The sequence below is a fragment of the Paraconexibacter sp. genome, from assembly GCF_041602235.1.
In the GTDB taxonomy this organism is placed as follows: Bacteria; Actinomycetota; Thermoleophilia; order Solirubrobacterales; family Solirubrobacteraceae; genus Paraconexibacter.
The window spans coordinates 1-7,360 of sequence record NZ_JBFIGP010000192.1 but is presented as its reverse complement, the minus strand read 5'-3'; the positions used below and the strand labels follow the sequence as shown (position 1 = coordinate 7,360).

Sequence of the window (7,360 nt, the reverse complement as noted above, 5' to 3'; positions counted from 1 at the left end):
TCGTCGCCTCCACATCCGCGACGGCGAAGCGGACGTTCTCGACGCCCGCCTCCGCGGCCTCCTGGGTGGCGGCCTCGATGAACCGCGGCGAGGCGTCGACCCCGAGCACCGAGCCCTCCGGCCCGACGATCGCGGCGAGCTGCTGCGCGGTGTCGCCGAAGCCGCAGCCGATGTCGAGGACGTGGGCACCTCGCGGCGGCGGGTACCACCTCATCGCCGCGTCTCCGTGGATGCCGAGCCCCCCGGTCAGGAGGTGCCGGAACTGCACGAACCGCTCGAACAGCGGACCGTCCCAGGCTTCGATCGCCTCCGCGTTGGCGGACGAGATGACCTGCTCCTGCGACGACATGGCGGCCTCCGGAGAACGGTGAGCCCCGGTAGTACCACCGCTGACGCGCCAGAACAAGGCCCGGCCCATCTCACGACGCGAACGGGCCCCGTGGGCGAGCGCCCAGCGGGACCCGTGACGCGACGAGGGTACGGCTAGGAGGCGTCCCGCAGGCGCTGGGCCTCCGGGAGCGACTCGAGCTTCTTGAGCGTGTGGTTCTCGATCTGACGGATGCGCTCACGCGTCACGTTGAACGCCCGGCCCACCTCCTCGAGGGTGCGCGGACGCCCCCCGGTGAGGCCGAAGCGCATCTCGATGACCTCCCGCTCACGCGCCGGCAGGGCCGCGAGCGCGCGGTGGACGTTCTCCTTGCGGAGGTTCTCCGACGCGAGCTCGAAGGGTGACTCGGCGGTCTGATCCTCGACGAAGTCGCCGAGCTCGGACTCCTCCTCCTCACCGATCGGCTTCTCCAGCGAGATCGGCTGCTGGCTCATCCGCAGGATGTCGCGCACCTCGCGTGCGGTGCACTCGAGCTCCTTGGCGATCTCCTCCGGTGAGGGCTCGCGGCCGAGCGACTGCACGAGCTGCCGCTCGACGTGCACGACCTTGTTGAGCTTCTCGACCATGTGCACCGGGATGCGGATGGTCCGCCCCTTGTCGGCGATCGCGCGCGTCACCGCCTGGCGGATCCACCACGTCGCGTAGGTCGAGAACTTGTAGCCACGGCGGTAGTCGAACTTCTCGACCGCGCGGATGAGGCCCAGCGATCCCTCCTGGATGAGGTCCAGGAACGTCAGGCCACGGCCGAGATACCCCTTGGCGATCGAGACGACCAGCCGCAGGTTGGCCTCGACCATCTGCTGCTTGGCGTCCATGTCGCCGCGTTCGATCCGCTTGGCGAGCGACACCTCCTGCTCCGCGGTCAGCAGCGACACGCGCCCGATGGAGCGCAGATACAGCCGCAGCGAATCGAGCGACGGCTCCACCGTCAGGTCGATCTGCGGCTTCTTGGGCGTCTCGGACGCCGCCTGCTGCTCGCGGCGCGCTTCGGCGGCCGCTTCCAGCTTGCCGTTCTCCGAGGTCGCCAGTTTGCCGTCGGAACCGACGACGGCGATCCCGTGCTCCTCCATCCAGTGGTGGAGCTCGATCACCTGCTCCTTCGTCACCTCGACCTCTTCGAGGCACGTCGCGATCTGCGTAAACGTCAGAAGGCCCTTCTCCTGGCCTTCCTTGATGAGCGGCTGCAGCTCGTCCAACTCGTGGATCGGAGCTTCGTCCGCCAACAGTCCTTCAGTCTTGGTGCTCAACCCTTGACCCTCGCTGTCAGGCACTTCGGAGAGCCCCAGTCGGAGCGCTCCCTCTCTCACCTCATGACAACCTGTGCACCTTGGTGCGGGCCGCGGCGTCGGCCGCGAGGGGCTGAGCTTTCTGGTTCCCATCCTCGTAGTGAGGGGGTAGCTCGCCAGAGCCGGAGTCATAGCACACGACCGCCGCAGATCGTGAGCTCCACCACCCACCGGGCGTGGGGAAGCGGCTCGCAACCCTCTAGTCTCGGGAGCAGATCACCATGGACCCCGTCACCATCACCACTCCCGGACCCGACGTCCAGAACGAGGCTCCGACGCTGCACGTCAGCCTGTCGCGAGTCGGCGTCACCGGCGTCGAGAAGATCATCCGCATCGACCGCGAGGGCGGCCAGCAGCTGTTCTCCGCCACGCTCGAATGCTTCGTCGACCTCGGGCCCAAGCAGAAGGGCGCGCACATGAGCCGCTTCGAGGAGGTGGTCAACGACGCGATCGGCGAGGTCATCCTCGGCGGCAGCGCGTTCCGCGCCGAGACGCTCGCCGAGCGCATCGCGGTCATCGTCCGCGACCGCCAGGACGCGCTGCGCGCGGAGGTCACCCTCAAGGCGCGCTACCCCGAGGAGAAGCCGGCGCCGGTGTCGGGCATCCCGACGCAGGAGATCTACACGATGCTCGGCTCCGCGGTCGCCAGCGAGCACGGCACGCGCCGCCTGGTCGGCGTCACCGCGCAGGGGATGACCGCCTGCCCGTGCGCGCAGCAGCTCGTCGCCGCCAAGGCCCGGGAGCGTCTCGGCGAGGAGGGCTTCGGCGAGCAGGACGTGGAGCGCATCCTCGAGGCGGTCCCGGTCGCGACGCACAACCAGCGCGGCCTGGGAACGCTGCACCTCGGGTTCCCGGAGGGCGACGAGACCGAGATCGACGCCATGGACCTCGTCGCGATCGTCGAGGACTCCATGAGCTCGGAGATCTACGAGCTCATGAAGCGCAGCGACGAGGGCACGGTCGTGGAGAAGGCCCACCGCCGCCCGCGGTTCGTGGAGGACTGCGTGCGGGAGGCGATCCGCGGGGTGCTCGACCGGTACCCGGACCTGCCGGGAGAGGTGTTCGTCTCCGCGCGCCAGGAGAACCTGGAGACGATCCACCAGCACAACGTGGTGGCCGAGCGATTCGGCCTGCTCGGAGAGCTCCGCCAGGAGATCGCGTCGGGTGACCACCTCCCCCACCACACGTCGATGCGGGAGTGGATGGACGGTGCCGGACGGCGCTGACCCTGGTCAGTCCTCGAGCGACGCACAGGCCGCGAGGACCCCGCGGAGCGGATCACGCTCCACCGCGACGAGCGAGAAGTCACTGGTCTGCTCGAAGATCCGCAGGGCGACGTTGCCGTCGAGCCCCGGGCCGTTGCGCCCGCGCATCGCCAGCAGGCGGTAGCCCGTCCCCGTCAGCAGGACGGCGTCGTTGTCGCCCAGCCGGTACCGGCGGCTGATCCGCGGCGAGGTCCGGTTGGCGAGATCGGCGCGCAGCACGCCGAGCACGTCGGGCCCGGCGACGACCGTCGCGTCGGAGTTCTCGATGCAGGTCGCCAGACGGTCCCGCACGTCGTCGTGGGTGCGCACGATCGCCACCACCAGCGCCCCGATGACGGCCGCCAGGAGGAGTGCGACGAGCGCCATCCAGCCCTTCATCGTCAGGCCGTGGCCTTCGCGCGGTCGGAGGCCTCCCGGTCGGCCTCGCCCAGGCGGCGACGGAGGCCGAAGAAGTAGTCGATGCCGCTGGCGACGGTGATCGCGACCGCGACGTACACCCAGATCTCGACCCACAGCGGCGTCGGTGTCCCCATCGCGATGAGGAAGAAGATCGCCTGGACCTGCACGATCGTCTTCGCCTTGCCCCACCAGTTGGCCGCGATCACGACCCCCTGCTGGGTGGCGGCGAAGCGCGTGGCGGTGACGGCGAACTCGCGGGCGATGATGACCATCGCGACCCAGGCGGCCAGACGGTCCAGCGACACCAGCGAGATGAGCGCGGCGATGACCAGCAGCTTGTCGGCGACCGGGTCCATCAGCTTGCCGAACGTCGTGATCTGTCCGCGGGCGCGGGCGATGTAGCCGTCCGCCATGTCCGTGAGCGACGCCAGCGCGAACACCGCGGCGGCGATGATGTCCCCCCGGCCGGTCTCGGCGAGCAGTGCTACGACGAGCGCCGGCACGAGCAGGATGCGCACGACCGTCAGCACGTTGGGCAGGTTCACGGGAGCCACGTGAGGTCAGTATCCCCCGGAACGCGGCGCGGTTACCCGTCCGACCCCCGCCCCCGGCTGCTCAGCCCTCCACGATCGGGGCCGCTCCGCGCCCCTGCTGACGGGTGACGCCGACCGACGCCGCCACCACGAGCGCGATCGCGGCGAGCTCGATCGCGTCCAGGTTCTGCCCCAGGACGACGAAGCCGGCGAGGGCCGCGACGGCCGGCTCCAGGGACATGAGGACCCCGAAGACGTTGGTGGGCATGCGGCGCAGCGCCTCGGTCTCCAGGGAGTACGGGATGACGCTCGAAGCCAGGGCGACGCCGGCGCCGATCAGCAGGAAGTGCCACGTCAGCAGCTCCGTGCCCGCCTGATGGATGCCGGGACCGAGCGGCACGAGGACGGCGATCCCCATCGCCATGGCGAGGCCGCGGCTTCCGGTGAAGACCCGGCCGGCGCGCTGGGCGAGCACGATGTAGGCGGCCCAGCAGGCGGCGGCCAGCAGGATGAGCACGAGCCCGGTGCGGTCGACGCTCTCACCGCCGGGACGGTTGAGCAGCAGGATGCCGGCGAAGGCCAGCGCGGCCCAGACGAGATCCAGGCGGCGGCGCGTCGTCGCGATGGCCACGCCCAGCGGCCCGATGAACTCGATCGTCACCGCGATGCCGAGCGGGATCCGGTGGAGGGCCTCGTAGAAGAAGTAGTTCATCCCGCCGAGGCTCAGGCCGAAGAGCACCACGAGACGCAGGTCGGTGCGCGGGACGCCTCGTGGGTCCGGCCGCCAGACCGCGACCATGATCGCCGCAGCGATGCCCAGGCGCAGCAGCGAGACGCCCCCGGGCCCGAGCTCGTCGAAGAGCGTGGTCGCCAGCGCCGCCCCGAACTGGATCGAGGAGACGGCGGTGAGGACCAGGGTGACCGGTGGCAACCGGTCGAGAGGGCTCTCGGCGGGGGCGGACACGACCGCAGCACGATGCCACGTCGTGTCCACCCCCGCTGCGAGCCACTACGCCGCCTGCGCCAGCACGCGCAGATCGGTGAGCTCCTCCAGGACGGCCTCCAGGGCCCCCTGGAGGTCCGGGTCGGTGAGCGCGGTGGCTCCGTCCGGGAGCGCGGCATCGATCTGCGGAACGCTGACCGAGGCCTCCAGCGGGCGGGCGCCGGTGATCTTCAGGATGCGCTTGAGGTCCTCCGCCGCCCACAGCCCGCCGAACTGCCCCGGGCTGTGGGAGAGCACCGCGACCGGCTTGGACTGCAGCGCCGTCGTCGCCCGCGGGCGGGAGGCCCAGTCGATCGCGTTCTTGAGCGCCCCGGGGACGGAGGCGTTGTACTCCGGGGTCACGATCACGAGCGCGTCGGCCTGCCTGATCGCCTCACGCAGCGCGGCGACCGGCTCGGGGGTCTCCATGGCCTCCAGGTCCTGGTCGTAGGCGGGAAGGTCGCGCAGCCCCTCCCAGACGTCGAGCTCGGCACCCGCCGGCAGCGCGGCACCGGCCGCGTCGAGCAGTCGCGAGCTGTGGGAGCCGGCGCGCAGGCTGCCGGCGAGTCCGAGGATCTTCATGGCGTCGCTCGCCCCCTACGCGGTCGGCTGACCGAGCTCGAGGGACAGGGACAGCGTGACGTCGTCGCCGAGCATCTTACGCCCGCCGGGGAGGTCCGCGTTCCAGCTCAGACCGAAGTCGTTGCGGTTGACCGTGGTCTGGACCTCGATACCGACGACGTCGCCCCCGGGCCCCGGAATGACCTCGGTGATGCTGCCCCGGCCGGTGACCGGACGCGTGACGCCGCGCAGGGTGAGGTCGCCCTGGACCTCGAGCGTGCCGTCCTGGCCGACCTGGACCGCGGTCGAGACGAAGTCGATCGTCGGATGGGCCGTGGCATCGAAGAAGTCCGGCGACAGCAGGTGACCCTTCAGGTCCTCCTGCGTGACGTCGAGGGAGGCGACGGGCGCGGTCCCGCGCAGGACGCCGGCGTCGGCGTCGTAGCTGCCTTCGATGACGTCGAACCCGGCGCGGAACGTCGCGACGAGGTGCTTGACCGCGAAGCTCGCGGAGGAGTGGACGGGGTCGATCGTCCAGGTGCCGGTGAGGGGGGAGAGTGCGGTGGTGCTCATGAGGGGCTCCTTGTTCTCGATGTGTGGGTTTGTGAAGTGGACCGCAGTCCGCTTGTGTCGGTACAGTAGCCGGACCGCAGTCCGTTTGTCAAGCTGTCCATGCTTCTCGGATTCAGATGCCCGACCAACCCCTCATCACGCCCCTCCCCACCGCTCCCGACGCGGGCACCGAGCTCCCGGTGCTCGGAGGTCCGGCACGTGAGCGCTGCGACGCCGCGCGCAACCGCCGCCGGATCCTCAGCGCGGCCGAGGCGCTCGTCGCGCGCGACGGTGCCGTCGCCGTGTCCATGGACCAGATCGCCGCGGCGGCCGGTGTCGGCAAGGGCACGCTGTTCCGGCGCTTCGGCGACCGGGCCGGCTTGCTGCGCGCCCTCCTCAGCGACCGCGAGGGCGCCTTCCAGGAGGCGCTCATCCGCGGCCCTGCCCCGCTGGGCCCGGGCGCCCCGCCGGAGGAACGGCTCCTGGCCTTCGGGCCCGCCTACCTCCACGAACTCCAGGACTACGCGGAACTGCTCAGTGAGGTCGAGGCGAGCACCGTGCCCGGAGAGCTCATGACGGGCGGCCCCTACGCGCTGTACCGCACGCACCTGACCCTGCTGCTGCGCGCCGCGAACCCGAGGCTCGACGCCGAGTACCACGCGGACGCGCTGCTCACGCCGCTGTCGGCCCAGCTCGTGCTCCACCAGCGGGACGCCCGCGGCATGGACCTCGAGCGCCTTGCCGCCGGCTGGCAGGCGCAGGCTCGCGGCCTGCTGGCGATCTGAGGGCGCGCGAGCCGCGTCGCGGCCCCGCGCGTGCGCGGACCGGGCGGCGCAGGCGCTCCGCTAGGGTGCGGCCATGCCCCTAGTCCCGACCGTGGTCGAGCGCAGTGCCCGCGGCGAACGCGAGTACGACATCTTCTCCCGCCTGCTCAACGAGCGGATCATCTTCCTGGGACAGCAGGTCGACGACACCATCGCCAACCTCGTCGTGGCGCAGCTCCTGCACCTGGAGTCCTCGGACCCCGACAAGGACATCTCGCTGTACATCAACTCGCCCGGCGGCTCGGTGTCCGCCGGCCTGGCGATCTACGACACGATGCAGTTCATCAAGCCGCAGGTCTCCACGATCTGCTGCGGCATCGCGATGTCGATGGGATCGCTGCTGCTGATGGGCGGAGCACCCGGCAAGCGCATGTCCCTGCCCAACAGCCGCATCCTGATCCACCAGCCGTCGTCACCCGGCTACGAGGGCCAGGCCTCCGACATCGAGATCCACGCTCGCGAGATCCTCAAGACCCGCGCGAAGCTCGAGGAGATCTACGTCAAGCACACGGGGCAGACCCTCGAGCAGATCCACACCGACATGGAGCGCGACCGCTTCTTCAAGCCCGA

10 protein-coding genes are annotated in these 7,360 nt (G+C 70.5%); 3 read left to right on the top strand and 7 right to left on the bottom strand.

Features of this window, described 5'->3' with window-relative positions:
* Positions 1 to 349, bottom strand: a 349-nt coding sequence (locus ABYE80_RS14420) for a methyltransferase domain-containing protein (RefSeq protein ID WP_372790980.1), incomplete at its 3' end; no start/stop codon positions are given.
* A 134-nt stretch (positions 350 to 483) separates the two neighbouring features.
* A complete protein-coding gene (gene rpoD, locus ABYE80_RS14415; protein WP_372790979.1) occupies positions 484 to 1,635 on the bottom strand; it encodes an RNA polymerase sigma factor RpoD in 1,152 nt (383 codons plus the stop codon).
* A gap of 260 nt (positions 1,636 to 1,895) precedes the next feature.
* Between rpoD and mptA the strand changes: the two genes are divergently transcribed.
* A complete protein-coding gene (gene mptA / locus ABYE80_RS14410) occupies positions 1,896 to 2,900 on the top strand; it encodes a GTP cyclohydrolase MptA (RefSeq protein WP_372790978.1) in 1,005 nt (334 codons plus the stop codon).
* A 6-nt stretch (positions 2,901 to 2,906) separates the two neighbouring features.
* Here mptA and ABYE80_RS14405 read toward each other — a convergent pair whose 3' ends face one another.
* From ABYE80_RS14405 to ABYE80_RS14385, 5 genes are all read right to left on the bottom strand, one after another.
* Positions 2,907 to 3,305 carry a hypothetical protein gene (locus tag ABYE80_RS14405; protein ID WP_372790977.1) on the bottom strand — a complete coding sequence of 133 codons (399 nt, stop codon included), beginning with the start codon at positions 3,303 to 3,305 and terminating at the stop codon, positions 2,907 to 2,909.
* 14 nt (positions 3,306 to 3,319) lie between these two features.
* Positions 3,320 to 3,883 (bottom strand): CDP-diacylglycerol--glycerol-3-phosphate 3-phosphatidyltransferase, encoded by a 564-nt coding sequence (gene pgsA / locus ABYE80_RS14400; RefSeq protein WP_372790981.1) that lies wholly within the window; start codon positions 3,881 to 3,883, stop codon positions 3,320 to 3,322.
* Between the two features lie 70 nt (positions 3,884 to 3,953).
* Positions 3,954 to 4,835 (bottom strand): DMT family transporter, encoded by an 882-nt coding sequence (locus tag ABYE80_RS14395; RefSeq protein ID WP_372790976.1) that lies wholly within the window; start codon positions 4,833 to 4,835, stop codon positions 3,954 to 3,956.
* A 45-nt stretch (positions 4,836 to 4,880) separates the two neighbouring features.
* A complete protein-coding gene (locus tag ABYE80_RS14390; protein WP_372790975.1) occupies positions 4,881 to 5,435 on the bottom strand; it encodes an NADPH-dependent FMN reductase in 555 nt (184 codons plus the stop codon).
* 15 nt (positions 5,436 to 5,450) lie between these two features.
* On the bottom strand, positions 5,451 to 5,987 hold the full coding sequence (locus ABYE80_RS14385; RefSeq protein WP_372790974.1) for a YceI family protein: 537 nt from the start codon (positions 5,985 to 5,987) through the stop codon (positions 5,451 to 5,453).
* A 116-nt stretch (positions 5,988 to 6,103) separates the two neighbouring features.
* On the opposite strand from ABYE80_RS14385, the gene ABYE80_RS14380 reads away from it, so the two are divergent.
* Positions 6,104 to 6,751: a TetR/AcrR family transcriptional regulator gene (locus ABYE80_RS14380; protein WP_372790973.1), complete on the top strand. Its 648-nt coding sequence runs from the start codon at positions 6,104 to 6,106 to the stop codon at positions 6,749 to 6,751.
* A 73-nt stretch (positions 6,752 to 6,824) separates the two neighbouring features.
* The coding region (locus ABYE80_RS14375; RefSeq protein ID WP_372790972.1) for an ATP-dependent Clp protease proteolytic subunit at positions 6,825 to 7,360 on the top strand (536 nt) is incomplete at its 3' end.